This is a genomic window from Bacillus sp. 5w2 (assembly GCF_054353775.1).
This window is the reverse complement of sequence record NZ_JBTIWT010000008.1, coordinates 81,547-108,165: the sequence shown is the minus strand read 5'-3', so window position 1 is coordinate 108,165 and position 26,619 is coordinate 81,547. Positions and strand designations below refer to the sequence as shown.

General features: G+C 34.5%; 29 protein-coding genes, 3 pseudogenes and 1 riboswitch. Of the genes and pseudogenes, 19 read left to right on the top strand and 13 right to left on the bottom strand.

The features are described 5' to 3' along the window. Window positions 1-17: 17 nt before the first annotated feature. Window positions 18-200: pseudogene (locus ACXY7N_RS15710) on the bottom strand (T7SS effector LXG polymorphic toxin); the annotation flags it as partial. Window positions 201-432: 232 nt separating this feature from the next. Between ACXY7N_RS15710 and ACXY7N_RS15705 the strand changes: the two are divergent. After that, window positions 433-810: a hypothetical protein gene (locus ACXY7N_RS15705; protein WP_016133788.1), complete on the top strand. Its 378-nt coding sequence runs from the start codon at window positions 433-435 to the stop codon at window positions 808-810. 67 nt (window positions 811-877) lie between these two features. Here the strand turns inward: ACXY7N_RS15705 and ACXY7N_RS15700 are convergent, their stop codons facing one another. Continuing rightward, entirely contained in the window at window positions 878-988 is a 111-nt protein-coding gene (locus ACXY7N_RS15700; protein WP_000505686.1) for a YjcZ family sporulation protein, read from the bottom strand. 149 nt (window positions 989-1,137) lie between these two features. After that, a complete protein-coding gene (locus ACXY7N_RS15695; protein ID WP_016089072.1) occupies window positions 1,138-1,407 on the bottom strand; it encodes a YmzC family protein in 270 nt (89 codons plus the stop codon). A 557-nt stretch (window positions 1,408-1,964) separates the two neighbouring features. On the opposite strand from ACXY7N_RS15695, the gene licT reads away from it, so the two are divergent. The 6 genes from licT (at window position 1,965) to ACXY7N_RS15665 (ending at window position 7,968) form a co-directional block, all read left to right on the top strand. Then, window positions 1,965-2,813, top strand: coding sequence for a BglG family transcription antiterminator LicT (licT, locus tag ACXY7N_RS15690; RefSeq protein ID WP_016089071.1), 849 nt, complete (start codon window positions 1,965-1,967; stop codon window positions 2,811-2,813). A 139-nt stretch (window positions 2,814-2,952) separates the two neighbouring features. Then, window positions 2,953-4,845 (top strand): beta-glucoside-specific PTS transporter subunit IIABC, encoded by a 1,893-nt coding sequence (locus tag ACXY7N_RS15685; RefSeq protein WP_488592458.1) that lies wholly within the window; start codon window positions 2,953-2,955, stop codon window positions 4,843-4,845. A gap of 94 nt (window positions 4,846-4,939) precedes the next feature. Then, window positions 4,940-6,379 (top strand): 6-phospho-beta-glucosidase, encoded by a 1,440-nt coding sequence (locus ACXY7N_RS15680; RefSeq protein WP_016133790.1) that lies wholly within the window; start codon window positions 4,940-4,942, stop codon window positions 6,377-6,379. A gap of 159 nt (window positions 6,380-6,538) precedes the next feature. After that, complete coding sequence (locus ACXY7N_RS15675) at window positions 6,539-6,997, top strand: MarR family winged helix-turn-helix transcriptional regulator (protein WP_098413120.1); 459 nt, start codon at window positions 6,539-6,541, stop codon at window positions 6,995-6,997. Then, the gene (pssA, locus tag ACXY7N_RS15670; RefSeq protein WP_016133792.1) at window positions 6,990-7,574 is read left to right on the top strand and encodes a CDP-diacylglycerol--serine O-phosphatidyltransferase; all 585 of its coding nucleotides are present in this window, start codon (window positions 6,990-6,992) and stop codon (window positions 7,572-7,574) included. The genes ACXY7N_RS15675 and pssA overlap by 8 nt, the downstream gene beginning before the upstream one ends. A 22-nt stretch (window positions 7,575-7,596) precedes the next feature. Continuing rightward, window positions 7,597-7,968 (top strand): ATP synthase subunit I, encoded by a 372-nt coding sequence (locus ACXY7N_RS15665; protein WP_488592457.1) that lies wholly within the window; start codon window positions 7,597-7,599, stop codon window positions 7,966-7,968. Between the two features lie 122 nt (window positions 7,969-8,090). Here ACXY7N_RS15665 and ACXY7N_RS15660 read toward each other — a convergent pair whose 3' ends face one another. The 4 genes and pseudogenes from ACXY7N_RS15660 to ACXY7N_RS15645 form a co-directional block, all read right to left on the bottom strand. Beyond that, entirely contained in the window at window positions 8,091-8,195 is a 105-nt protein-coding gene (locus tag ACXY7N_RS15660) for a YjcZ family sporulation protein (protein WP_000505689.1), read from the bottom strand. 714 nt (window positions 8,196-8,909) lie between these two features. Continuing rightward, window positions 8,910-10,085, bottom strand: a complete 1,176-nt coding sequence (locus ACXY7N_RS15655; RefSeq protein WP_016133794.1) for an MFS transporter — start codon at window positions 10,083-10,085, stop codon at window positions 8,910-8,912. Between the two features lie 286 nt (window positions 10,086-10,371). Continuing rightward, the gene (locus tag ACXY7N_RS15650) at window positions 10,372-10,683 is read right to left on the bottom strand and encodes an ArsR/SmtB family transcription factor (RefSeq protein ID WP_000433539.1); all 312 of its coding nucleotides are present in this window, start codon (window positions 10,681-10,683) and stop codon (window positions 10,372-10,374) included. Between the two features lie 194 nt (window positions 10,684-10,877). Beyond that, window positions 10,878-10,952 (bottom strand): annotated as a pseudogene (locus tag ACXY7N_RS15645) (TetR family transcriptional regulator); the annotation flags it as partial. A gap of 280 nt (window positions 10,953-11,232) precedes the next feature. On the opposite strand from ACXY7N_RS15645, the gene ACXY7N_RS15640 reads away from it, so the two are divergent. From ACXY7N_RS15640 to ACXY7N_RS15630, 3 genes are all read left to right on the top strand, one after another. Next, the gene (locus tag ACXY7N_RS15640) at window positions 11,233-11,862 is read left to right on the top strand and encodes a VanZ family protein (protein ID WP_098485965.1); all 630 of its coding nucleotides are present in this window, start codon (window positions 11,233-11,235) and stop codon (window positions 11,860-11,862) included. A 125-nt stretch (window positions 11,863-11,987) separates the two neighbouring features. Continuing rightward, on the top strand, window positions 11,988-12,623 hold the full coding sequence (locus tag ACXY7N_RS15635) for a hypothetical protein (RefSeq protein WP_016089063.1): 636 nt from the start codon (window positions 11,988-11,990) through the stop codon (window positions 12,621-12,623). Window positions 12,624-12,864: 241 nt separating this feature from the next. Continuing rightward, entirely contained in the window at window positions 12,865-13,518 is a 654-nt protein-coding gene (locus ACXY7N_RS15630) for a DUF2306 domain-containing protein (RefSeq protein WP_098485964.1), read from the top strand. A 113-nt stretch (window positions 13,519-13,631) separates the two neighbouring features. Here the strand turns inward: ACXY7N_RS15630 and dhaQ are convergent, their stop codons facing one another. Then, on the bottom strand, window positions 13,632-14,630 hold the full coding sequence (gene dhaQ, locus ACXY7N_RS15625; RefSeq protein WP_098485963.1) for a DhaKLM operon coactivator DhaQ: 999 nt from the start codon (window positions 14,628-14,630) through the stop codon (window positions 13,632-13,634). A gap of 19 nt (window positions 14,631-14,649) precedes the next feature. After that, window positions 14,650-15,216: a dihydroxyacetone kinase transcriptional activator DhaS gene (dhaS, locus tag ACXY7N_RS15620; RefSeq protein WP_000204220.1), complete on the bottom strand. Its 567-nt coding sequence runs from the start codon at window positions 15,214-15,216 to the stop codon at window positions 14,650-14,652. 178 nt (window positions 15,217-15,394) lie between these two features. Between dhaS and dhaK the strand changes: the two genes are divergently transcribed. Beyond that, window positions 15,395-17,146 carry a dihydroxyacetone kinase subunit DhaK gene (gene dhaK, locus ACXY7N_RS15615; protein WP_098485962.1) on the top strand — a complete coding sequence of 584 codons (1,752 nt, stop codon included), beginning with the start codon at window positions 15,395-15,397 and terminating at the stop codon, window positions 17,144-17,146. Between the two features lie 230 nt (window positions 17,147-17,376). After that, entirely contained in the window at window positions 17,377-17,727 is a 351-nt protein-coding gene (locus ACXY7N_RS15610; RefSeq protein ID WP_016133801.1) for an SH3 domain-containing protein, read from the top strand. Window positions 17,728-17,920: 193 nt separating this feature from the next. Here the strand turns inward: ACXY7N_RS15610 and ACXY7N_RS15605 are convergent, their stop codons facing one another. Beyond that, window positions 17,921-18,472: a DUF4352 domain-containing protein gene (locus ACXY7N_RS15605; RefSeq protein WP_016133802.1), complete on the bottom strand. Its 552-nt coding sequence runs from the start codon at window positions 18,470-18,472 to the stop codon at window positions 17,921-17,923. A gap of 292 nt (window positions 18,473-18,764) precedes the next feature. Here ACXY7N_RS15605 and ACXY7N_RS15600 point away from each other — a divergent pair, with 292 nt between their 5' ends. After that, window positions 18,765-19,154: a hypothetical protein gene (locus tag ACXY7N_RS15600; RefSeq protein ID WP_000940658.1), complete on the top strand. Its 390-nt coding sequence runs from the start codon at window positions 18,765-18,767 to the stop codon at window positions 19,152-19,154. A gap of 474 nt (window positions 19,155-19,628) precedes the next feature. Here ACXY7N_RS15600 and ACXY7N_RS15595 read toward each other — a convergent pair whose 3' ends face one another. Continuing rightward, on the bottom strand, window positions 19,629-19,739 hold the full coding sequence (locus ACXY7N_RS15595; RefSeq protein WP_000540371.1) for a YjcZ family sporulation protein: 111 nt from the start codon (window positions 19,737-19,739) through the stop codon (window positions 19,629-19,631). Window positions 19,740-20,142: 403 nt separating this feature from the next. On the opposite strand from ACXY7N_RS15595, the gene ACXY7N_RS15590 reads away from it, so the two are divergent. The 3 genes from ACXY7N_RS15590 (at window position 20,143) to ACXY7N_RS15580 (ending at window position 22,441) form a co-directional block, all read left to right on the top strand. Then, window positions 20,143-20,424 (top strand): LCI fold-containing protein, encoded by a 282-nt coding sequence (locus ACXY7N_RS15590; protein WP_016133803.1) that lies wholly within the window; start codon window positions 20,143-20,145, stop codon window positions 20,422-20,424. Between the two features lie 773 nt (window positions 20,425-21,197). Then, window positions 21,198-22,307 (top strand): response regulator aspartate phosphatase, encoded by a 1,110-nt coding sequence (locus ACXY7N_RS15585; RefSeq protein WP_016133804.1) that lies wholly within the window; start codon window positions 21,198-21,200, stop codon window positions 22,305-22,307. Further along, entirely contained in the window at window positions 22,304-22,441 is a 138-nt protein-coding gene (locus ACXY7N_RS15580; RefSeq protein WP_000821340.1) for a Phr family secreted Rap phosphatase inhibitor, read from the top strand. Before ACXY7N_RS15585 ends, ACXY7N_RS15580 begins: the two co-directional genes overlap by 4 nt. Window positions 22,442-22,699: 258 nt before the next feature. Here ACXY7N_RS15580 and ACXY7N_RS15575 read toward each other — a convergent pair whose 3' ends face one another. Continuing rightward, entirely contained in the window at window positions 22,700-22,906 is a 207-nt protein-coding gene (locus tag ACXY7N_RS15575) for a hypothetical protein (protein WP_016133805.1), read from the bottom strand. Between the two features lie 241 nt (window positions 22,907-23,147). Next, window positions 23,148-23,254: riboswitch (SAM riboswitch) on the top strand. A gap of 82 nt (window positions 23,255-23,336) precedes the next feature. On the opposite strand from ACXY7N_RS15575, the gene ACXY7N_RS15570 reads away from it, so the two are divergent. From ACXY7N_RS15570 to ACXY7N_RS15560, 3 genes and pseudogenes are all read left to right on the top strand, one after another. After that, on the top strand, window positions 23,337-24,395 hold the full coding sequence (locus ACXY7N_RS15570) for an LLM class flavin-dependent oxidoreductase (RefSeq protein ID WP_116363223.1): 1,059 nt from the start codon (window positions 23,337-23,339) through the stop codon (window positions 24,393-24,395). Next, window positions 24,388-25,344, top strand: a complete 957-nt coding sequence (locus ACXY7N_RS15565) for an ATP-grasp domain-containing protein (protein WP_116363222.1) — start codon at window positions 24,388-24,390, stop codon at window positions 25,342-25,344. Before ACXY7N_RS15570 ends, ACXY7N_RS15565 begins: the two co-directional genes overlap by 8 nt. A gap of 61 nt (window positions 25,345-25,405) precedes the next feature. After that, window positions 25,406-25,675, top strand: a pseudogene (locus ACXY7N_RS15560) (DAK2 domain-containing protein); the annotation flags it as partial. Window positions 25,676-25,749: 74 nt separating this feature from the next. Here the strand turns inward: ACXY7N_RS15560 and ACXY7N_RS15555 are convergent. Then, window positions 25,750-26,391: an FMN-dependent NADH-azoreductase gene (locus tag ACXY7N_RS15555; RefSeq protein WP_016133809.1), complete on the bottom strand. Its 642-nt coding sequence runs from the start codon at window positions 26,389-26,391 to the stop codon at window positions 25,750-25,752. Window positions 26,392-26,619 lie beyond the last annotated feature (228 nt).

Here is a 26,619-nt window from a genome sequence, read left to right as displayed (position 1 = left end):
TATTCCTCCTATCATTTATAGCCTTTTTTCCAAAATTCTTCTCGAACTTCTTGCGGAATAATACCAATAGCACCATCATTATACATTAACTTCTTTTGGGTACCTAAACTTCGTTCGAGGTTAAAACTTGAGGTCACTGTACCTGGTGTCTTTCTTTTTACTGCACTTGAAGTTTTTGCAAACATAATGGAGGGCTTGTTTGGGGAGAAGGAACAGCTTAGAGCAGTATTAACAAAAGGTAAACAACTAGCAGGAGAATATGAAGAATGAAATAGGCAATATAATAGGGCAAAGAGACATATTCTTTTAAGTGGAGCCTTACTAGTAATCATTTTAGTTATTTTAGAAATAATTGTTATATCAATAAAATAAATTATATCTATGACTCTTATATTAAAAGAACTTTTTATAACTAATACAGGTCAATGGCCTATGCTGATAGGAATTAAAGTAATCATAGCATTAATTCTTTTATTTTTTCCAATTATTAAACAAGTCACTAAGATTTATGTTTATTTCATAGGCAAGTGCTTTTTATTAAATAAACAAAAAAGACTAAAGAAAGAAATGTCACATAAGTTGGATCAACTTATTCATTCTACACAATTACCTCAATTATTTTGCGAAACTAAAATAATTGATAAATTTATGGAGTATTTAGATACATATCAAGCTGATAGTCTAAAGGAATGTGTAAAGCTTTATAAAGAAGAGGAAAGACATGATAAAATATTTGAGGGAATAGGAGATCTAAAAAAAGAAATGTCTGCCGTCGGCGAAAAAGTATCCGATGTTAGTGATAGAATATAAATAATCTTTTTTTGTGCAAAAATAAAGAAAAGACACCCATATAAGAGTGTCTTTTCCGATAGTTTGTTTAGCAGAAGCAAGAAGCTCCAACGATGATTAATAAAATGAATAACACAACTAATAATGCAAATCCTCCAGAAAAACCGCAGCTTCCGCCGCAACTACCACCAAATCCCATAACAGTTCCTCCTTTAATAAGAGGGGAAAACAAAGGGTCACTCGTGTTTTTTAACGGATTCCATTTACTTTATGTTTTGACGTATAAACGTGAGCAGGTCCTTTTGAAAATAAAAAAGACACCTTGAGGTGCCTTTTGTCCCATGTATTTCATTCATATTCGTTAGTATAAAATTCTTTTATTAGTTTTATTTCATTTGTATCTGGGTTAAATTTAAATATTTTAATTTGATTAGATTCGTCTTTATAGGCAAATGTATTATCGCCAACTTGGGTCATATTGCTGGTGTTTACGATAGGGTCACTACCATGGTCAGTGATTTCTACAGTTTTCTCACGATCCCAAAACGCAATGACAATGATCAAGATGATAAGGCATATACGTATGTTACGTAGTTCTCTCGATACAGTATTCTCCATTTAATAGTCTCCTTCGTTGTTTAATAGATTTTGTTTATAAAAGAGATAATTATTATGAAAATAAATAAAAAAGACACTTTCAAGTGTCTTTTTTATTTGAGTTATGCGCATTACTTAATAAGACGCTAGTTCCTCATTCCGGATATGAGGAACTATGTAGGGTAATTAAATTATAACATTTTAACCAGTAATGGGTCTATATGGAATTTTATAGATAATTATGTTTGATTATTTAGAATGATATATGTAGTGAAAGGTATACGTTACCTACAGTAATTGTAAAATATAATGATGTATATAACTAGTCTTGTAATGAATGTAAGCAACAGCTGATCGATTGTTAGTATTTTCTTTGTAAAAAAATATTCAATAATTTATCGTTGCAACCGCTTACTCTTTGTGTATAATAAAGGTAAGTTAATAAGTAAAAGGATTGTTACTGTTCGGCAGGCAAAACCTAAATTGATCTAGAGGCTACGGGTGTAGTGTAGCTTTTGGAATCAGTTTAGGTTTTTTTATTACCTTTTGTGACTTTAAGAAGAAGAAGGCGGAACAATATGAGAATCCATAAAATCTTAAATAACAATGTTGTTTGTACGATGAAGGATAATGAGACAGAAGTTGTACTTATGGGCAGAGGTTTGGGATTTCAGAAAAAAGTTGGCGATGCGATTGATGAATCTAAGATAGAAAAAACCTTTGTGCTAGAAACAAGAGAATTGTCAGAGAAACTTGCTAGGTTACTTACTGAAATTCCTGTAGAAAATTTAGAGATTACAGAGAGAATTATTCAGTTTGCTAAGACTGTTTTGCCGGGGACTTTAAGTGATTATATTTATCTTACATTAACGGATCACTTAAGTTTCGCCTTAACTCGGCATAAAGAAGGAATGGATCTCAAAAATACTTTGCTTTGGGAGATTAAGAGATTCTATCAGAAAGAGTTTGAAATTGGTCTACAAGCTTTGAACATCATTGAAGAAGAGACTGGGTTTAGACTTTCTGAAGATGAAGCAGGGTCAATTGCACTACATTTCGTGAATGCGCAGCAAGGAGAGCCGGCGATGCAACAAACGGTAGCGATGACGAAAATCGTCCAAGATATTTTAAATGTTGTAAAGTACCACTATAAGATGAACTTAGATGAAAGTTCATTTAATTATAGCCGGTTTGTAACACATTTACGATATTTCGCTCAGCGTTTAATGCAGAAGGAATTGAACTCGGCCGATGATGATTTTTTATACGAGCAAGTAAAAAGTAAGTACGAAGAGGCATATTGTTGTACAGAAAAGATTGAAGCATACTTGCAAAAAGCACATAATAGTCATCTTTCAAAAGATGAAAAAGTGTATGTAACGTTGCACATTCATCGTGTAACAAAACGCAATGAATTATGTAATTGAATAAACGGGATTGTTACTGTTTGGCAGGCAAAACCTAAATTGACTTGTAATGGAGTGATTCGTATGTATCGCACCGTTATGGTTAGTTTAGGTTTTTTCTTTTATAAAAATGGGATGATTGTAGGGAGGGGAAATTACTATGAAGTATGAGCAATTGGCAAAAGACATACTGAAACATGTTGGGGGAAGAGAAAACATAAATAGCGTTGTACATTGTATAACTCGCTTACGATTTCAGTTAAAAGATGAGGGGAAAGCAAATACGGAAGTACTGAAGGGCATGGAAGATATTGTGACTGTTATGAAAAGCGGCGGACAATATCAAGTTGTAATTGGTAACCATGTATCCGACGTGTATAAAGCGGTTATTGTTGCCGGGGGATTTCAAGAAACAGAGGAAGAAAGTGCGAGTGAGAAGAAAAAGAGTAGTCTTATAGATATTCTTTCTAGCATTTTTACTCCTATTTTAGGGGTGTTAGCTGCAACAGGGATGATTAAAGGGTTTAATGCACTATTTGTGGCGTTAGGCTGGTTAAGTACACAGTCAGGAACGTATCAAATATTAAATGCGGTAGGCGATTCGTTATTTTATTTCTTCCCAATCTTCCTTGGATATACAGCAAGTAAGAAATTCGGGGGATCACCATTCATCTGTATGGCAATTGGAGGAGCGTTAGTCTATCCGGCTTTATCCGGTTTAAAAGCAAGTGAGCCATTATATACGTTATTTGCAGGAACGATGTTTGAATCACCCATTCATATTACGTTTTTAGGCATACCAGTTATTTTAATGAACTATGCATCATCTGTTATTCCAATTATTCTCGCTTCTTATTTTGGAGCGAAAGTAGAACATTCTTTAAAGAAAGTCATTCCAGATGTTGTGAAAACATTTTTATTACCATTTTTCACATTATTAATCGTTGTACCAGTTACATTTCTCGTTATTGGTCCAATTGCGACGTGGGCAGGGCAGTTTTTAGGACAGGCGACGCTTTGGGTTTATCATGCAAGCCCATTAGTAGCGGGTGCTTTACTCGGTGCTTTCTGGCAAGTGCTTGTCATATTCGGCCTTCATTGGGGCGTCGTTCCGATTGGCTATAACAATTTAGCAGTACACGGTATTGATCCAATACTAGCGCTTATATTTGCTGCTTCATTTGCTCAAATTGGTGCTGTGCTTGGCGTTTGGGTGAAAACGAAAGATAAGAAATTAAAAACACTAAGTATTCCAGCTTTTATTTCAGGTATTTTCGGTGTTACAGAGCCGGCGATTTATGGTATTACACTTCCTCTTAAAAAGCCGTTTATTATGAGTTGTATCGCTGGAGGAATTGGCGGCGCAATACTTGGCGTATTTGGTACACAAGCTTATATGACAGGCGGGCTTGGCATATTTACGCTTCCCACATTTATTAGTCCGAAAGATGGGATTACAGCTGGATTTTGGGGAGCAATTGTTTCGATGGTTGTTTCTTTAATAGTCGGTTTTATTCTGACTTACTTATTTGGTTTTACGAAAAAACAAACATCTACAGAAACAGAGGAAACAAGTAATAAAATTGCTGCATCAAGCGATGATGAGGTAATATTTAGTCCTTTCCATGGTGTAGTTATGCCACTTCAAAATATTGACGATGCTGCATTTGCATCAGGTGCGTTAGGAGAAGGAGTTGCGATTGAGCCTTCAGAAGGAAAGTTGTTTTCACCAGTTTCAGGTACGATTTCTGCGCTTTTCCCGACGAATCATGCAGTAGGAATTACATCGGATTCAGGAGCTGAAATTTTAATCCACATTGGGATGGATACTGTGAAATTAAATGGCGAATTTTTCTCTTCTCATATTGAACAAGGAGCGAGAGTAGAAAAAGGGCAATTACTTATTGAGTTTCATATAGCTGAAATTCAAAAGGCGGGTTATATTGTGACAACACCAGTTGTTGTTACAAATTATGATAAATATAGCTTGAAAAAAACAGAAGTAGAAAAGATACAAGCAGGAGATTCCTTACTAAAGTTAGGAGTTAAATAGTAGTACATTTCATACAGGTTCAAACGAAGAAAGGTATTCTTTAAAACTTATAATACCTTTCCTCGTTCATTCTTATATAAAGGAGTTTTTCTATATGTCTAAAGTGATTTTTCCTAAAGGATTTTTATGGGGTGGAGCGACTGCAGCCAATCAAGTTGAAGGCGCATATGTAGAAGACGGAAAAGGATTAACGACGGTTGATTTATTACCAACTGGTGAAAACCGCTGGGACATTATGAAAGGAAATATTCATTCCTTTACACCGGTAGAAGGGGAGTTTTACCCATCACACGAAGCAATTGATTTTTATCATCGTTATAAAGAAGATATCGCTCTATTTGCAGAAATGGGATTTAAAGCGTTACGCGTATCTATTGCTTGGACACGTATTTTCCCAAATGGTGATGATGAAAATCCAAATGAGGCAGGATTACAGTTTTATGATAACGTATTTGATGAACTATTAAAGCACGGTATTGAACCAGTCGTTACGATGGCTCACTTTGATGTGCCTGTTCATTTAGTAGAAAAGTATGGAAGCTGGAGAAGTAGAAAGCTTGTAAACTTCTTCGAGACGTATGCAAAAACGATTTTTAATAGATATAAAGATAAAGTGAAATATTGGATGACATTTAACGAAATTAATATGCTTTTACATTTACCTTTCATGGGAGCAGGTCTAGCCTTTAAAGAAGGCGATAATAAAAAACAAATTCAGTATCAAGCGGCGCATCACCAGCTTGTCGCAAGTGCGTTAGCTGTAAAAGCGTGTCATGAAATCATTCCAGATGCAAAAATCGGTTGTATGCTTGCTGCTGGTGCAACGTATCCATATACATGTAATCCAGATGACATCCAACGCGCGATGGAACAAGACCGTGAATCATTCTTCTTCATTGATGTACAAGCAAGAGGAGCATATCCTGGATACGCAAAACGATTCTTTACAGATAACAATGTAACAATTGAAATGGAAAAAGAAGACGAGGTAATTTTAAAAGAACATACAGTTGATTATATTGGATTTAGCTACTATGCAAGCCGAGCAACAAGTACAGATCCAGAAGTATTAAAAAGCATAACGAGCGGAAATGTATTCGGTTCGGTTGAAAATCCGTATCTTGAAAAATCAGAGTGGGGATGGACGATTGATCCGAAAGGCTTCCGCATTACGGCGAACCAACTTTACGATCGTTACCAAAAGCCTTTATTTGTCGTTGAAAATGGCCTCGGTGCAATTGATCAATTAAATGATGAAGACGAAGTGAACGATGAATACCGTATTGATTACCTAGAAAAGCATATGATTGAAATGTCAGAAGCAATTCAAGACGGAGTAGATATTATCGGATACACAAGTTGGGGCCCGATTGACCTTGTAAGTGCTTCTACTGGAGAAATGAAAAAACGTTACGGATATATATACGTTGATAAAGATAATGAAGGAAAAGGTTCATTAAACAGATCGAAGAAGAAAAGCTTCGATTGGTATAAAGAAGTAATTGAGACGAATGGTGGGAGCTTGGAGTCTTAAGTATGAAAGGGAGACGTCTTAATGGATGTCTTCTTTTTTCGTTGTGAATAAAGTATGGAAATTGATTTCCCTTTACACAAAGATAACGGTATAATATAGTTAAGTTAAGTGAACTTAACTATTAAATAAAACAAAATAACAGCATGGAGGAAGAACGCTATGACGAGAACGTATAAAGAAGTAATTAATGAAATGAACCGAGCCTATAATGAATTCTACATTTTACTATTTCAGGAGTTGAAAGATGAGTACGGTCTTACAGGACAGCAAGAGAGTATGTTATTTCATATTAATTTAAATGAAAACACGACAGCAAATCACATTGCGACTACTTTTAATATATCAAAAAGTGCTGTTAGCCAAGTTTTATCGAAATTAGAAAAACAGAAGATGATTTCGAAACAAGTTAATCCTAACAATAAACGTGAGTATTTCCTTACGCTTGGTCCAAACGGTAGTAAGTATATAGAGCAGTTGTCTGAGTTAGATGATGTATTAATTGAGAAGTATTTTTCTAAAATCGATATCGGTGCTTTAGAACAAATGACGGATACATTAACGAAAATAAATAAAGTGATATTAGAAGAAAAACAGAAGGATCTTGATAGTAATGAGTAAGAACTTAGATGAGGTAATGAGTAGAAAGGAGGAGAAGCGTGTGATGAGTTACATACCAAATATGATGACGATAGCTAATTTTATTTGTGGGATATTGGCCATTTATTCTGTTTTCGTTCAAGATATGTATGGTGCAGTCATGTTCATTATTACAGGTATGGTATTTGATTTGTTTGATGGTATAGTTGCTCGGAAACTGGATGCTGTTTCGGAAATTGGCGGAGAGTTAGATTCATTTGCGGATTTAGTTACCTTTGGTGTGGCGCCGTCTATTCTTGCCTATAGTGTCGCGTTAAAAGATTTGCAGTCTATCGGGATGATATGCGCACTTGCTTATAGTATTTGCGGAATGCTGCGGCTTGCGAGATTTAACACGCAGCAAAGCAAACTCCCAACATTTATCGGCATGCCCATTCCATTTGCGGCAATGTGTCTCCTTATTTTATGCCTCCTGAATAATCCAGTTTCCGTGGCGTTTGGCACATGCGTACTCGCTTATTTAATGGTAAGCAAAATCAAATTCCCCCATTTTAAAAAAGATATATCGGAAAGCTTGAAGTCCGAAAGATGGAATTAAAGAGAAAGGTAAGGAACAGAACATGATTCGTATGGCATTAAGATCATTCAACATACAAATGTATTGTTTACTAGGCGTAATGTTATTAGGGTGGCTTGTGACACCTTTTCCAGCCCAGTTTGTAGGGATAAGCATTGGCCTTTTGGTGAGTATGTACTGCGCCTGGATTTTAGGAAGGCGTATTGAAAAGTTCGGAGATAGCATCGTAAAAAAAGAGAAAGCACCGATGCTCGGCATGATGAATCGGTTTGCAGCCGCAATACTCGGCGCGATTATTATGTATGAAATTGAACACCGTGAATTCATGTGGACATTTGCTGCGGGAATTATGGGTGGATATTTCTTGGTTATTATTAATTTGGGGTATTACAGTATGAGGGATGCGGAGGAATAAGGTGCTGTGTAAATAACTAATTTGGATGATTTGAATGTAAAAACCTAAAAACCCTCCTTTATAGAAAGCTTTTTATTACAAAGAAAAGACACCCATATAAGAGTGTCTTTTCCGATAGTTTTTTAGCAGAAGCAAGAAGCTCCAACAATGATCAATAAAATAAACAATACAACTAGTAAAGCAAAGCCGCCGCCACAACCACTACTACAACTACCACCAAATCCCATAATAGTTCCTCCTTTAATAAGAGGGGAAAACAAGGGGTCACTCATGTATTTTAATGGATTCAACTTACTTTATGTTTTTTACACAATAATTGAGCAGGTCCTTTTGAAAATAAAGAAAAGACACCCTAAGGTGCCTTCCTCCGACTTGAACCATCTTAATTTTAATAATATTGGACTCCCGTCCGAATATTATTTTACCATGTTAAGTTGTTTTGGGAAATGTTCCATATCGATAATTGCAATAAACGTTTTAGTTTTGGAATTATGTATCTGTCTAAACGTTGAAATTAATAAAGGAACGATATACGTGAGGGTATTTATGAGTGATTACAATCATACGATTAAAAAGAACCCCATAAATGATAAACCATTCCACTAACAAAAAACACTAATCCTAAAAACAAAACAATTAAAGCATGTACTCCATTTTGATTATGTTCCATAAAATTAGCTCCTTTTAGAATTATTTTTATCCCGCTTTAATGGGCAGTAAGACCCCCACCTCAAAATTCAGCAAAAGCAAAGAAGTTAGGTGGGGGATCAACTGCTCATAAAAGTCCGATTGGTGAGGGCTGATTAAAGTTTCACTTTATATACAAAAAAGCCTTTAGTCGTAATTATGGCTAAAGGCTTTGAGCGTTATACTTTTTAGTTAATAAAATCTTATAAGAAGAATTTATAACGTTTTTTATCGAATTTGGAACTGAAAATGTACTAGCTTGATAATGAAGCCTGGCTATTAGAATTGAAAAATTTTAGTTTTATTATAATTAATAGAAATGAGAGTAGTGTGAATATAAAGCCGCTCCAAATAAGCTGGTGAATACCTAAGTTTGAAATGAACCAGCCTCCAATAGTGGTTCCTAAAGTAATTCCGAGATTTGAGAACGAAACGAATAGACTGTTACCAAATTCAGGTGCTTCTTTAGCTTCACTTATTAACCATGTTTGACCAACAATTAATCCACCAGCATGTACGATTCCCCAAATGAATACTATAAAAATCATTGGAACAAGGTAGGAACCTAAATAATAAACCAATATGTAAACAATAGAATATAGAATAGGGAATGATATTACAGTGTTTATTATGCTTTTTTGCAGAAGACCACCAAATAAATGATTACCTAAAATCATAACTATACCAAATATGAATAGCATGATACTGATGAGAGATCCATTCATGGAAGTTACTTTTGCAAGGTACTCAGCGAAGTAGCTGTATACGGAAAACATGGCTGCAAAAAGGAATGTGACGGTTAAAATATTTAACCATAATCCTGGTTTGCCGAGAATACGAATTTGTTTGCCGAAAGACATTTTTTCTTTAACAGGCATAGAAGGAAGTAGCAGTAGTATTCCAATGAATGCAAGAGTGTTAACGAATGCTCCGAATAAGAAAGCCATTTCGAGTGAAAATTGGTCTGCAAGGTAAGAGGTTAGTGGTACACCTAAAGCAAAGCCAACAGTAATTCCCATGAAAACTTTTGTAACTGCTTGACCGCCCTTTTCTGGAGGGACAAGTTTAGCAGCTGTTACAAGAGCGATTGAAAAGAAGAGTGGATGAAGCGCTGCCGGTAAAATACGAAAAATAAGCATGATTTCAAATTGTGTTGTATAAGCGTAGATTATATTTGAAATAACAAAAACAAAGATTGCTGTTAATAAAATTATTTTGCGATTAATACTAGAGACGAGCAAAATTAAAAATGGACCAGAAATAGCAACAACTAGCGCGAATATACTTACTAAAAATCCAGCTTGTGTAGTTGAAATTCCGAACTTTTCAGTGATTTGTGGTAATACGCCGACAATACCCATCTCGGTAGTAATAATTCCGAACACACCTATTGCGAGTGTCAGAATAAGTAAAGGATTTACTTTTTTCATTTATAAAACTCTCCATTCGTATCAGTATTTTGAAAGTAAATTCATTAACAAAGAAGCATTATTATAAGCGTGATTGGATGCCAATATTATCTGGAGTATGTAATCCGAAATACAATAACAGATATCTAAATAACTAGATATGATGTGTTAAAAAAATTCTCCTTTCGATGTTTCTTGCTTTTATAGGCAGTGCAATTTATACAAAAATTATTGGATACCTGTAAAAAAGCAGAATGTGTGAAAGCTAATAATCAATTAGTATGCTGATTGATTATTAGCTTTCATTTTATAATTCGTTTTGGACGTATTCAGAAAACTCTCGTATTGTTTTTTCATTTCGACGATAGTAGGTCCATTTTCCAATTCGGTCAGACTCTAGTAAGCCTGCTTTTTTCATAGTTAATAAATAACTAGAAATAACCGATTGGGCTAAGCCAGTTTTAAGCTGGATATCTCCTACACATACGCCAACTTGAAAGTTAAGGTCTTGTTCTAGATAAGGTTTTTCATCGAAATGGTTTTCTGGATTTTTCAACCAGGATAAAATTTGACATCTTGTTTCATTTGACAATGCTTTATAAATTAATAAAGGTTCCATAAGGATATTATATCTACTTTTATAGATTTGTAAATGGGTTTTAGTGATTTTAAGGGAAGAAGGTATAGTTGATCCCTTTGAATAGGCATAAGGTGCTCTTGATCTGTACCCTTTGTAAAGGACATTCTAAAAAAAGTTAGGCAACCTAAAAAAGATGATTTCTGTATGCAAACAGGAGTCATCTTCTTTAAATTCTATTGATAGCAAGAGTGATTATAGTACGGCATATATTTCTTAATTTCATGTTTTAACTGAAAAAACGATTCACATGATTATATATACTGTATGGATGAAAATACTATAGAGGTTGCATGTGAAGATTTAAGAAAAATTTTATGTTTACCCCACTTTTTATTTTAAAAGTTTTTCCTATCCTATAAACAAGTTACATCAAGGAGGAGACTGAAAATGAAGGAGTGGGGATTTTTTATTTTTAATATATTCCCGATATCTGAAGACAAAGTAGAAGATTAAATATATGAACAAAGTACCGGTTCTTAAACTATGTTCTAAAATAATAGATGAAAATGTAAAGTTAGGGGATTCCATATGCATACAGGAGTTTTGATGAGTTATTTGTATACTTATTTTTTTACTATTATGTTTTGTATTGTGTTTCAAATTGGATTGTATTTTAAAGCGAAAAGAACTATATCTATTCGGCATTTTCTATGGGTATATGTTTTTCTGCTCTATCTTTCGTTAGTGTATAGGGTGACGCAAATTGCGACTGTATGGGATATAAGTAGATACGAAACGTGGATTCGTGTAAATCAAATTAATTTGACTCTATTTGATACGGCAGGTAGTACTACGTATCTTTTGAACATTGTACTGTTTATGCCGTTAGGTTTTTTATTACCGACTATTTGGTCGCAGTTTAGAAAAATGAAAAACACCGTATGTGCAGGATTCTTTTTTTCATTGGCAATTGAGTTAAATCAATTACTAAATAATAGAATTACAGATATTGATGATTTATTTACGAATACCCTCGGGGCGATTGTTGGGTATGTATTATATAAAATATTATATACAACATTATTTAAAATGATATTAAAAAGAGAGGAAAAAAAGCTGGATACGAGCTCTTCTTTAGTTATAAAATACGAGGCTGTTTTTTGTTTAGTTTGTTCATTTGTAGGTGCGATGTTCATTTATTATCCTGGAGACCTGTAAGTCACCAATAAGATGGCGATCTATTCTAGTTCTCCTCGCTTAAACAAGGTAAAATATGAATTATTCATCCCTTTTTCTAACTTAATAGATGCAGTTTATGTATTACATGATAGGTAGGTGTAAATGTGTTAAGCGTTCAATTATCTCAATACTTACTAAAAGAGTCTAAACCAGCTCTTCATACAGATGGAAAACGAGAGTATATGTTAAAAAATGAAGGGTTATCACCGTATCCTATTTATATAAATCACCCTATTATGATAGGAGTGGAAACAAATTGGAATCAGCATACAGGATTCGAAGAAATTATTAAAGGATTTATAGGTACACATAACAAATTTCCTATGTATATGTTATTTGAAACTTATTTGTGTAGAGACCTTATGGGAGGATTTTTAGAAGAGAATAAACTCCATTTTGAGCTAGTTTTTACGAATAAGAAAAGAGATACGAACTTTTTTAAAGTGTGCATTACCAATAGTGATGATATAACGACACTTATGAAGTGTTTCTTCCAATCAGCACAAGATTCTCTCTATACGTTATTAAGCTATTCAGCAGACTGTAAGATGATCAGTAATCGTACTGGTGAGATTGAAATAAAGGCTGACAGTTTCTATCCAAGCTTTTCATTTATGTATGATGCGCAAGAATTATTTGTTATTGGTGGAGAAGAGAAATGGTCAGATATTCATTATATAAAAAGATTTTTCCATCTTGAGCAGATTACAGATGAGCTGGCTATTGATTTAAGAAAATGAGAAATGAGAAGGAATAAATGAGTAACCCCTCAAGTATAAAACGATATACTTGAGGGTTTTTATGTATGAAGAAGGACCTTATATCATATATTTTATTCTTCGTTCAATGTAAGTCTCATCCTAATTCCGCTTATAAAAACAATGTGTTAAATAAATCAGTAAAGAAGGCTTTTCTATTTTTCCCTAGAATGAACAGTAATGTATAATCTAATTCCTTAATGTAATGGGGAGGCAGTAAAATTTGAACAGGAAAATTTGGTTTGTATTTACTTGTTTTGCTTTTTTAGTAGCTAGTTATATTGTTGTCCAATATTCTATTATGGATGGATTTCAAACAGGACTTGTAAAAGCGAAGCTTATGTATGGATCTAAATTAAGTGAGTTCTGGTATAGTATGTTATTTATACATATTACAACTAGTATAGTAGCATTAGTAATTGGTCCGTTTACATTATCCACTAAATTTAGAGAAAGGAATATCAACCGTCATCGAATAGTTGGGAGAATCTATATGGTTGGTATATTATTAGGTGGCCTTTCTGGACTGTACCTATCCTTTTATGCTACGGGAGGATTGGTAGCGAAGCTAGGTTTCGGTTTGTTATCCGTATTTTGGCTAACATCAGCATATCAAGCATTACATAGAGTTAAGAATAAAAAAATTAAAGAACATCGAAAGTGGATGATTAGAAATTACGCTTTAACCTTTGCGGCAGTTACATTAAGAATTTGGCTACCGTTGTTTATCGTTCTATTTGGAATAGAGCGGTTTGAATTTAGCTACGCTATTATTGCTTGGTTAGCGTGGGTACCTAATTTAATTGTTGCAGAATTATTCATAAGAAAAAGACTTAATAAAGGAAAGTACCAGGGAAATGAGGATTTACATTTTTAATGTAAATTTGCTGTAATATTGAGTGCAGAATTCTTCAGTAATTGAATTTTTTAATAGCTGAATTACGTACAAAAATAGGATGGCCCATTGAAGCCATCCTATTTTTATTTGTATTACCAACTAGCAGTTTCTGTAGTTTCCTTCAACCACTTCACCCAATCCAAATCCTCCACCTTAAGCAAACTGAGCGAAACACCTTTCATATCTAAAGAAGTTAGAAGGGTACCGACCTTTACGAATGTAATCTGTAATCCTTCCAGTTCACATAAACGGCGAATGTCATTTGCGAAAATGTATTGTTCCATTAATGGCGTTGCACCGAGTCCGTTAATGAGGATGGCGAAGTTGTCACCTTTTCTCCAGCGATAAATACTTTTTAGTTTGTTCATCAGTTCAATCGCTAATATTTCAGAAGAGGATAGTGCTTCTTTACGGTAACCTTTTTCACCATGAATGCCGACGCCGTAAAAGACTTCATCGTCGTTTAATGTGAATGAAGCTTTACCTTGTACTGGATCGTTTGCAGGTGAAAGGGCGACTCCTAATGTGTGTAAGTTTTCGGTGATAGAACGGCCGAGTGCTGTTAGTTCTTCTAAAGAATGACCTTCAAGAGCGGCCGCACCAAGTATTTTTTGAACGAAAACAGTGCCAGCGACGCCGCGTCTTCTTTTATTAAAAGAAGCATCATCTTCAATTGAAACGTCGTCATTTACGATGATGTGTTCAATTTGTCTTCCTTCTTCTTTTGCGATTTGCATTGCTGCTAGGAAGTTCTCAACGTCATCTTTAAAGTTTTTAATGATGAATAAAATACTTTTTTCTTTTGGCATGAGGCGAGTAGCCGCTACAATTTGTTCGACTGTAGGCGGAGTGAAGATGCTACCGTTTACTGCCGCTGTAAGCATTCCTTTTCCTACATAGCCAATATCAGCAGGCTCATGTCCGCTACCACCGCCGCTTATAATGACAACGTTTTGCTTCAGCTTTTCGATATCTTTTACATAAATGATGTTATTTGCTACGTCGTAACTTACTTTGTCGTTATGTTCAAAATAAAAGCCATGCAGCATATCTTGAACGATATTTTGTACATCATTCATAATCTTTTTCATTGCTTTTGCCACCCTTTAATTACTTTGCTGATTGCTCCAGTAATAGTAGTAATTGATTGTTTATCATATTTTTCATGAGTGAAGACATAATAGACGGATCTACTTCGCATTTACTTTCAATCCAATCTTTTATCGTTCCAACGAAGCCGTGACTATAAAAGGAGGCAATCGTATTTTTTGTCTCATCAGAAAGGCTGAATCCACAGCTCACAGATAATTCATCAATAATCTTCATATATAAGTTTTTCGTATGCTCAAATAAATAGTGATTAAACGAGTTTTGCTCAATGACTTTAAAAGCATTTCGGTAAAATTTTTGATTTTCGTAAAAGTAATCAAATAATAAATCAAAAATATTTTCCCATGTTTCATAGTCGAGAAAGTCAATAATGTTCTCTTTCGTTTCTTCTCTATAAATCCAGCTTAATAGTTCAAATTTATCTTTAAAATGATAATAAAAAGTTTGCCTACGCATTTGACAGTGTAACATAATATCGCTCACTGATATTTTATGAAATGACTCTGTTTCCATTAAATACTTCAATGAATTCGCGATTATCTTTTTAGAAATTATAGAAGAGGTCATCTGAATCATCCCTAGAATGTTGGTAATATGAAAATCCTACCTACAAATGAGAGCGGTGTCTTTAGACAGATTGTCCATTTTGTCCGTTTACTATAAAACGCTTTCATTTTAACATGAGTAGTAAGAAGAAGATTTCAAATATATCACAATATATTAAAGGAATTGAGGGAGAAGCACAATGAAAAAGATTATAAACAAACCAGAAACATTAGTAATGGAAATGTGCAACGGAATGGTTATGGCTCACCCAGAGCTTGAGCTTTTGAAAAAATATAAAGTTATTAAGAAAAAAGAAATGAACGAAAATAAAGTAACGTTAATTAGTGGCGGTGGTAGTGGTCATGAGCCAGCGCATGCAGGACTAGTCGGAAAAGGAATGTTAGATGCGGCAGTGTGCGGAGATGTGTTTGCTTCGCCATCACAAATTCAGGTATATCAAGCGATTAAAGAGACAGCTAGTAAAAAAGGAACGTTATTAATTATTAAAAATTACAGCGGCGATATTATGAATTTCAAAAACGGAGCTCATTTAGCGACGGAAGATGGAATTGAAGTCGACTACGTAAAAGTGGACGATGATATTGCGGTAGAAGATAGTCTGTATACAGTAGGACGCCGCGGCGTTGCGGGCGTTATTCTCGTTCATAAAATTGCCGGCGCAGCAGCGGAAGCAGGTATGGATTTAGGAACGGTGAAAGCAGTAGCGGAAAAAGCAGCGGCTAACGTGCGTACAATCGGTTTAGCGTTAACGTCTTGTACAGTTCCAGCGAGCGGATCACCTACTTTCACACTTGCGGAAGATGAAATGGAATACGGCGTAGGTATTCACGGTGAACCAGGAATTAAACGTGAAAAAACGATGTCAGCAGATGAATTAGCGAACCGTATGACAAATGATCTTGTAAAAGATTTAGGAGTAAAAGATGGCGAAGAAATTGCGCTTCTAGTTAACGGTTTTGGCGGAACACCACTGCAAGAACTTTACTTATTTAACAATGCAGTTACGAGAGAATTAGCTGCAAGAAACATTAAAATCAATAGAGTATTCGTCGGCAACTATATGACGAGTATCGATATGGCCGGTATGTCTTTAACAGTAATGAAATTAGACGATGAGCTAAAAACATTACTATCTAAAGAGTGTAATACACCTGCGTTTAAAGTAGATGGACCGGTTGAAAGTGTAGAGTACGTGAATGTACTTGAAGATGTAGAAGAGAAAGAAGTTTCCTTTGAAATAGAAACAGCAGAAGAGCACGCTGTTATTGAAAATAATGTCATTACATTAAACAACATGATTTATCTCGTTGATAAAATGAGCGACATTATTATTAAAAATGAAGTACCGTTCTGTGAGTTAGACACGCATGCAGGTGATGGCGACTTCGGAATGAGTGTGGCAAAAGGATTTAAGCAATTAAAACGTGAGTGGCATTCGATTGTAGATCAAGAAAACGTAACGATCGGATCATTCCTTGACGGTTGTTCGATGATTATTATGGAACATTGCGGCGGCGCTTCTGGTCCAATTTGGGGCGGTGCATTCCGCGCAGCTAGTAAAGCAGCAGGCGAGAAGCGTGAGTTAACAGTGAAAGAATTCGCTGAAATGTTGCAAGCAGCACTGCAAGGTATACAATCTATCGGAGAAAGATCGTTCGGTAGAGGAGCGGTAGTTGGTGATAAAACGCTTGTTGACGCACTTGCTCCATGTGTAGACTCTTGGTTAGCTAGCGCTTCAAACGAAGTAGACATGAAAACTGCCTTTGAAAAAGGAGCAGAAGCAGCGGTTAAAGGAGCAGAGTATACGAAAGAAATCGTAGCTCGCATGGGCCGCGCTGGTACAGTTGGCGAAAGAAGTTTAGGCTATCCAGATGCAGGTGCACATGCACTTGGAGTTATCTTTACGGAGATTGCTGGTAGTTTGAAATAGGAATGAGAAGAACCCCTCTGCCTTATGGTGGAGGTTTTTTTTATAGTTGATATGTAGAAGACTTCTTTCGGTGCTCTCTCTGTAAAATATGAGTTTGTTAATATTTTTGATGAAATCTTATTTCAAAACTACAACTAATATTTCTCAACATTAATATATTTAAAATAGTTAGAATATTTAAGGTGATCATTTATGAAGCAATATATTATAAAAAAAAGGGGGAATTTATTTTGTTACGTCGCTTATCTATTTGTACTTTATTAACAGCTTTTATGTTTACTTTGTTTACATTTAACGGCTCTGCTTTCGCGGCTACGAATACTACTGAAAATAAAACTGTAGTAGCAGCTTGCGCAAAGGGAGGTACGGTAGGTGTATATGGTGCAAAGATGCGCAATGGTTACACTGTTGGATTACCTGTCTTACATACATTTAATGATGGTGAGAAAATTACTGGAACATGGGTAACTGGTGAATATGTCCAAGGTCATTACAGTAATTCTAAACAGTGGTTGAAAGTTACATATAAAGGGATGACAGGTTATGTATCCCATACAACATTATATAACGTTTGCTCATAAAACTATGTACTATAATAGCTTTTGATGTATTGAGCTAATCTCTTCTAGGGATTAGTTCTTTTTTGTCTCCTAGTTTTTAATGGAGCATTTTTTGAAAAAAAACCAACGATTCATTAAATCGATGGTTTTATGTTTATATATTATTCACTTGTATCTATATCAAATTTTTCATTGCTTTTTGCTTATTTGAGACTTAGTTTTTTTGTGATTGCAGCTTATCGATTTTCCAATGTGCTCCTAGAGGATCTAAAGAGCTTTCAATATAAAACATATATTCATCTGCGGTACTTGGTACTTCAAAAGCTATTTTTAATTCTACCGTTTCATTTGGTTTAACTTGTATATCAGAAGGGTTTTGATCAAGCACCTTTCCTTCATAGGTTTTTCCGTCTTTTTCATCTTTTAAGTTATATTTTAATTCTGATAGTCCAATCATTTGACCTCGTACATTTTTTACAGAGACATTAACAACTATAGAATCGTTGCTATCATTTAAATATGCACTTTGAACGGCGGTCAAGTAATAGCCTCCCTTAACACTCTCACCAACTAATAAAATACCTTGTTCCAAGCGGCTCATATCTTCTTTTTCTTCAAAATTTATTAATTCTTCATTTTCATTTTTTGCGGTTGGTTCTTCTATTGGACCATTTTCAACGGCACTATCTTTTTTATCTTGTGTGCAAGCAGCCGTAACACTGACTAATACTAGAATTAAAGTAAGTAATATGAATGATTTTCTCATAAAATTGATCTGTCTCCTTAAGTTTTTCAATTTTGTGCAACTATACATATAAGATTAACATAATGTCTCATTATTGGCTCGAAATAGGGAATCTTTTAGACACCTTATTCTTTTTACTTTTCATATACATTCGATTGGGTCTCACGATATTTGTTAATCTTTTAAATCATTGTCTTAGTAATACCGAGGGTTATTATAGATATATTAATCATATAATTTGTCCCTATCAAAATGAACGTTTTTTGCATCTAATATATTGTAAATATATTTTATTTCGAAAGGATGTGATTATATGGCTCATAAATCTACTGGAGTGTTTCGAGTTCCAGTTTCTGAAAATGGGATTATTCCAACTGCTCTCAACATTATGTTAAACAATGATTCACGCTGCCATACTAGTAATGTAACGGTAACTGTTAAGAGAAGTCGAAACACTTTTTTCCCAACTCAAAATGAATTAGTTGAAATCTCTCGTACTTTTGTTTCTTTAGAACCAAACAGAACAACTAAGATTGTGTTGTTTACTCCAGAATTCCAAATAGAAGATTTCCTTGATGTCATTATTAGTGGAAATAAAGATGATGTTAAGGATGTTCTTGTATATTCTTTCTTAGCAGATTCAGTAGGTCACAATCTGCCATCTACTGTTTTTAGAAATGCAGAATACACTTTTGCTTGCTGACACCGTGATGATGTATTCTTTACTGTCATATATTTGAAGGGAAAAGTTAAATAGGAGTTGATTTAACTTTTATTTGGGTTCTCCAAAGAAGTCTGCTTTAGCTAAATAAACAAGGAACCGACTAATACGTTCCTTGTTTATTTGCATTTTATATGAAATTTCGTGTCTATTATTTCGAAAGCAACTTTACAGAGGAACGGATTTTTCCTAGTGAAGTAGCACCTATAGATGAAAGTACTCAATATTCCAATTCTAAAGGTGGGCGAAATGCTTGAATGTTACCATCATTAATAAACATCTTTATAATATGTAATTAGTATTATTCTACTCTTCAAATATCTCCGGCTTCTCCACTCTAAATGATTTCACCTCACCACATTTTAAACAAAATGTAGTTAATAGTTTGGAACCAGATAATGAATAAGGCACATAAAGAAAAGGTACCTATATATAGGTACCTTTTCTAATAGTTTTTTAGCAGAAACAACTGCATCCGATAATGATTAAGAGAATAAATAATACAACTAATAAAGCAAATCCTCCAGCGAAACCGCAGCCTTCGCCGCAACTACCACCATATCCCATAACAATAGTGCCTCCTTTAGATAAGAGGGGAAAACTAGGGTTCATTCCATGGATTTTAACGGGTTCACTTTACCTTATGTTTTAAAGAATGAATTGAGCAGGTCCTTTTGAAAATAAAGAAAAGACGCCATTAGGCGCCTTCCTGTTAGGTAGATAAGACTTTAGTTTTCCAATCTAAAGAAATTTTGTATCAGCTCTTTGTGAGTATATCATAATATCCGATTGATTTATTATGCATTGTTACATAATTTTCTAACTCCCTCTATCTTCTATTTGATAAAATAAAATTCCAATATTACCAAAATTTAAATAAATATTTCTACATATTCAAGATATTTACATAAATTACAAAAGTGATACATTTAAGTTGTAAGCTATAAAAACTATTAAAGGGGGATTTATTATGTTCAAGAAATTAGTAGTAGGGCTATTGGCAACTGGTATTGTGTTAACAGGAGGAATTGGGGCAGCTTCAGCTGATACGCAAAAAGCTGTGAGCTCTCCAAAGCAAGCAACATGCTCAATTCCTTATGAGTATTCTAATGGTAAATTCAAAAGAACTCTTTATTACTCAAATGGAGTATATGCTAATAGTTTTAATGAAAATGTTTGTGGCGGGACGATTACGTGGTATTTAAAACATGTTCAAAATGGAGTTGCTTTTTACGAAGGTAATTTAAAATAGTAGATTCTTTGAACCTCATTTATTGAGGTTCTTTTATTTTTAGTTTTTAAACTGATTCTCCATAAAAAAAGACACCTAAAGGTGCCTTTCTCCGACTTGAACCACGCTCATTTAATATAAAACTATCGGTATTATCCCTTTGTTATACATGTAAACACATCCTATAAAACAGAATCGTCTATATACACCAGATTGTTAGTTTACAAAATACAAGAGATTTGAGATCAGTATTAGAGTGACGCCACACCTTCTGCAATGATTGATATGTTACGTCTTTCAAGAGAATCTGCTTTATAGAATGTATCCACAATTTATATTTTACTACATGTAATATTTATTTTGTGTAATTATTATAACTATGTATAATTGCATAAAGTTTATAAAAAAATGAGAGCATAATTTGGTATTGTGTAACAAAGATAAGACCCACCTACGGAAATAGGTGGGTCTTATCTTTATTGCTATCTCATTGCACAAAAGGGAATTTGTATCAAAATAATAGCATATTCTTAAAGTTCTTATATTGAGAAATAAAGAAAAGGGGCTTTCTTATGAAAGGATAGACTTTCATATTTCATCATTACCAATAATGAAGTGTTATTTTATATATAGAAACGAATAAGGGACAGAAAAAGTTATAAGTTTAAAGAGTTGAAATGGTGAAAATGTATTGAGAAATTTTTTTGAGGCAATAATATTCAGAAAATTAAATGTTTTATAGGTTTATTTTTGTTATTATGTTAGTAATCTATAGACAAAGGAGCAGGGGCTATATGAGTGTACACGTAATAAAAAAGGAAGAAATCACTTTACTTTTACATGATTGGTATCGAGAAATTCGTTCACAGAATTTCGTTAAGGCAAAGGAATTAAAACAAAGTATTGATACAAAAATTAATAGTATGGAAGAAGATCAAAAGAATACAGAGTTTTATTCACTTTTAGATTTTAGATTTAAAATGTTAAGTGCAGAGTTTTATCCCCATCAATCTGACATATCTAAGAATGATCTAAGAAAAATGAAGTTAGATGAAGTGCCATCAGATGAATCTTTATTATATTATTACCATTTCTTTAAGGCTTCTCATGCTACGGTAAACGGTGATTTTAAAGTGGCTGAAAAGCATTATGGAATAGCAGAATCTTTGTTGGAAAATATTCAGGATCCAATTGAAAAAGCAGAATTTAACTTTAAGCTATCCAGCTATTATTATCATGTTTGCCAGCCTATTTTAGTCATTCAATATGCAACTAGAGCAAGAAATATATTTGAAGGTCTGTACGGGTATAGTAGGAAGGTCGCAGCGTGTGACAATGTTCTGGGTTTAGCATGTGTAAAGCTAAATGAATTTGAACAGGCAGAAGTTTATTTTATGTCGTCTCTGGATATTTTGAAAAAGCAGAATGAAGAAGAGCTAATGTTACGAGTTCGACATAGCTTAGGGGTTATGTATGCAGAGCAAAACCTATCTGATTTAGCACTTCGTTATTTATCAGAAGTATCACAAAAAATCCCGAATCACTTTAGAGCGATTTTTTTGGAAGCTAGAGAGAATTTAAAGTTAGGGAAAACAAAGCTTGCAGCCTCTTTAATTGAAAAAGGTTTAGTAATCTGTAATGAACTAGAACAAAAAGAATATGAACATCATTTTACCATTCTAAAGGGAATGAATGAGAATGTTTCCGCTGAAGAATTAGAGTTAGCTATTTCTAAAGGAATTTCTTTCTTTAATGAAGTAGGTTTATGGCAATATGTCCAGGAATATGCTGAAAAATTAGCGGTTAAATATCATAAAGAAGGAAATTCAATAAAATCTAGTGAATACTTCTATTTAGGATATAAAGAAAAAGAAAAAGGTTTTCAGAAAGGGGCTTTAAAATGAAAAGAATCATAAGCAGTTCAATTGGATTAATAATTACGGTCATACTATTAAATGGAGTAAATGCTCCAACAGACCAATCAAAGGTTAATACAACAAACGTTATACAATATACGCATGGAGAGCCGTGGGGCTGATGGAATATTAAAGTATAAAGAGTTATTAGATCAAAGTGAAGAAAAAGTAATTATTAGGTATTAAATAGATGAAACGCTCAAATGAGCGTTTTTTTTTATTTTATAATCAGCTGATTTATTTTCATGTGTACCGCAGTAAAAACTTATTCCTGACTAAAAAAAGAGCCTCCACCGGAATGGTATTTGTATTAACTACAACCACATCTACCAAGAAAATTAGGTTTTTTTCCACATGAAGGACATCTCGATTCTAGTATTTTATTCTTCAAATATCTCCGGCTTCTCCACTCTAAATGATTTCACCTCACCACATTCTAAACAAAATGTAGTTAATAGTTTGGAACGTTTCCCCACTGAAAAGAGCCTACTAGAATCATCTTCACAAACATATGCATGATAAGCAAATCCAACTCTTCCTTCTTTAAATGTAGTAGAACCACAATTCTCGCATCGTATATTTTTCATGCTACTAACACCTCTTTTGCTGTATTTTTAAGATAGAAGTAAAGCAACTTGGTTATACATGATGTTTTCGACATGATACAACATAGCCCTTTATATATTCGCAATTAAAACAACATAATACCCCTATAATTATCTATAACAATATGTTTTTTTATATATCATTTAATGTTTATCGGAAAAATAAGTATTAAAGGATTGAATTTTATTATTCTGATGATTATAATAAATGGAAATCAAACAATTCTTATTTTGAGAAGTGGAGGGACGGGCCCTATGAAACTTCGGCAACCTCGTTTTAAACGAAAGGTGCCAAATCCTGCAGGTGAAAAAACACCTGAAAGATAAGAGCGGTTCACTTAGTCAAGAAGGCTACTCTTATTTCGATAAGAGTAGTTTTTTTTATGGCTAAAAGATAAAGGGGGAATAGGTAGTGGAGTACGGTTTTTGGTTACCGATTTTTGGGGGATGGCTTCGAAATGTAGATGATGAATCTATGCCGCCTACGTTTGAGTATGCAAAACAAACAGCGCAAGCGGCAGAACAATTAGGTTTTTCAATAACACTTATTGCAGAATTAAATTTAAATGATATAAAAGGTGTTTCAGCACCAAGTTTAGAGGCGTGGACAACTGCGGCAGCACTTGCAGCAGTGACAGATAAATTAGAGATTATGACAGCTGTAAGACCTGGATTCCACAATCCAGCAGTTACAGCGAAAATGGCAGCGAATATCGATCAATTAAGTAATGGTCGTTTTACATTGAATGTAGTTTCAGCATGGTGGGAAGAAGAAGCGAAACAGTACGGCGGAGTATTTACCGCGCACGATGAAAGATATGATCGTACAGAGGAATTTGTAACAGTTTTGAAGGGGCTTTGGAAGGAAGACGAGTTTTCTTATAAAGGGAACTTTTATGAGATTCAGCATACAAATTTAAGTCCAAAACCTGTGCAAAAACAAGGCATTAAGCTTTATGCAGGTGGTGAGAGTGAGCGAGGAAAAGAGGTCATTGTAAATCACGCGGATGCATATGTAATGCACGGTGGAACAGTGGAAGAAGTATCTGTGAAAATAGAAGATATGAAGAATCGTAGAAAGAAAGTTACAGAGAAGCCATTGCAGTCATTCGGGCTTGCGGCTTACGTCATTTGTCGTGATACAGAAGAAGAGGCAGTAGAGGAATGGAGACGCATAACGGATGTGAAAGACGATGCGTTAGGTTACGCGGGTTACCAAGACTTTATTAGTAAATCGCATTTGGAACAGCAAGTGAAGCTGAATGATTATTCCGTATCTAATCGTGGATTACGTCCTAATTTAATTGGAACACCAGAACAAATTGCAGAAAGGATACTCGCTTTTGAAAAAGTGGGTGTTACTTTATTACTTTTACAATTTTCGCCACAGCTTGAAGAGATGAAACGATTTTCTGAAAAAGTGATGCCATTAGTTGAAGCAAAAAGAAAGGAATTGATTACAAATGAGTAAAATTTACATATTACATGAGAATAAGGAATGGACGGATCATTTAGTGAAAAGGTTGGAAGAACTGGAGTTACCGTATGAGGAATGGTTTTTAAATGAAGGAACAATTACGTTAGAACAAGAACCTCCCCAAGGTGTTTTTTATAGCCGCATGAGTGCTTCTTCACATACGAGAGGTCATAGATATGCACCTGAGTTGACGGAAGGAGTTCTTGCTTGGTTAGAGGGATATGGGCGCACAGTATTTAATGGGTCTCGTGCATTACGTCTTGAAGTAAGTAAATTGAATCAATATGCAGCATTAAGAAATTTTGGTATACAAGTGCCGAAAACAATTGGTGCTGTTGGACGTGATCATATAGTAAAGGCAGCAAGGGAGTTAGGGGAAGTACCGTTCATTACAAAGCATAATCGTGCAGGGAAAGGCCTTGGCGTTCAACTATTTCATTCCATTGATGCTTTAGAGCAATATTTGGATAGTCCGGCGTTTGAAGAACCTATTGATGGAATTACTTTAATCCAGCAATATATTGAAGCGCCAGAACCATATATTACACGTTGTGAATTTGTAGGCGGTCAGTTTGTATATGCAGTTAAAGTAGATACATCAGAAGGATTCGAGCTTTGTCCAGCGGATGCATGCTCGATTCAAGATGCTTTCTGCCCAGTAGGAGAAGAGAGTAAGAAAGAAGCGTCAACAAAATTTGAAATTATACCGGACTTCCACGAGCCGATCATTGAACAGTACAAAGAATTTTTGAAAGAAAATGAGATTACCGTTGCTGGTATTGAATTTATTCGCAGTGCGGATGGAACAATTTATACGTATGATATTAATACAAATACAAACTATAATTCTGACGCAGAGTCTGTAGCGAATCAATTTGGTATGCTTGAACTTGCTACATTCCTTGGAAGAGAATTAGAAAAACAAGTAGAGGCAGTTAAATAATGTTGATTAAAAAATAAGGTTCTGGTGCAAATATAGGAAAAAAGAAGAGATAGCAGATTTTATAGGTGAAAGGTCATTCGGTAGAGGAGCGGTAGTTGGTTACAAAACACTTGTTGACGCACTTGCTCCATGTGTAGACTCTTGGTTAGCTAGCGCTTCAAGCGAAGAAGATATGAAAACTGCCTTTGAAAAAGGAGCAGAGTACACGAAAGAAAGGGTAGCTCGCATGGGCCGCGCCGGTACAGTTGGTGAAAGAAGCGTAGGATATCCAGATGCAGGTGCACATGCGCTTGGAGTTATCTTTACGGAGATTGCGGGTAGTTTGAAATAGGAATGAGAAGATCCCCTCTGCCTTAAGGTGGAGGGGTTCTTTATTTATACCCATCATTCTTCCAGTGAAAACTTTTATTTGTTAGCCAATCTAGAAGCAGCCTCTTCAACTTCTTTATACGCATTTTGCAATACTTCATTTGGATCTAGTACTGCTGTTCCTTGTGCACGAACGATTTGATAATCTTCAATACCAAGGAAGTTAAACATTGCTTTTAAATATTTATGAGAGTATTCCACTTCTGTATACCAATCATCATTTGTATAGATCCCTCCACTTGCTTGTATAACAAGCATTCTTCTTCCATCTTTAAGTAGTCCCACTGATCCAGTTTCAGTATATTTAAATGTTTCACGTGCAATCATGATATTGTCCATGTAATCTTTTAACTTTGATGGAATATTAAAGTTGTGCAAAGGTAATACGATAACATACGTATTTGCACTTTTAAATTGTTGTAAAATTTCGGACATACGCTCCGTTACTTTTTGTTCTTCACCGGTTAACTCTTGTTCAGTTCCTTGTTTTTCCCATGCACTTAAAACAGTTTTATCTATCATTGGTACTACATCATCGTATAAATTAATCTGTTCAATCGTTTCATTATTAGGAATGAATTCTGTATAAGATTCTAAAAAATGGTTAAAAACCTTAATGCTGACTGATGATGTATCATCCACTTTCGGATGTGCGTTTATGATAAGTGTTTTGTTCATTTGTATTTCCCCTTTTTAAAAGTTTTTACGTTTTAATTAAAGACTAAGTTAATCGTCGATTAACTTAGTCTTTAATATAAACTTTGAAATTATTTTTGTCAAATGAAATACATACTATTCTAAAAGCCCGATTGGTGAGGGCTGATAATCATTGGGGGATGAACACCATCCACTGATTAAAGTTTCACTTTATTTGACTAAAATTCTAAATGGTCCTAAGATACAATT